This window comes from Bacillus cereus group sp. BfR-BA-01331 (assembly GCF_022663915.1).
Classification (GTDB): Bacteria; Bacillota; Bacilli; order Bacillales; family Bacillaceae_G; genus Bacillus_A; species Bacillus_A mycoides.
Genome location: NZ_JAKUGJ010000160.1, coordinates 1 through 408 on the forward strand (window position 1 = coordinate 1; position 408 = coordinate 408).

The following is a 408-nucleotide window of genomic DNA, read 5'->3' on the forward strand; positions in this document are numbered from 1 at the left end:
TAGTTTACAGCCTCGTAATGGTTTTCTGTTGTCTTACGTCGAATGGCATCAAATGTCCAATCTACTTCATTGAGGTAGATGTTTGCGGCTAAGGGAGAAAATGGTCCCCCTTGCGGGACATCAATCTTTCCTGTCACCTTGATTACCTGTTTTACAAGATGCATAACTTGCGAATCTTGAACACGCTTTGCAATTTTCTCCAAAAGTATGTGGTGTCGAATTGTATCAAAGTAGCGTGACAAGTCAACATCGATTACTACAGTCATCCGGCGCAATATGCTACGTCGCACTTCTGCCAGTGCTTGATGTGGGGAGCCTTTTGGTCGGAATCCGTAGGAATTTGAACAGAAATCAGCTTCAAAGATGGCTTCCAATATGAGTTTTAGCGCTCCTTGGACCACGCGGTCC

At 44.6% G+C, this 408-nt stretch carries 1 protein-coding gene; it reads right to left on the bottom strand.

Translation table 11 applies throughout. From position 1 onward, the window contains the following. Positions 1-408: reverse transcriptase domain-containing protein (locus tag MR155_RS32545; protein ID WP_242312129.1), on the bottom strand; the 408-nt coding region annotated here is incomplete at both ends.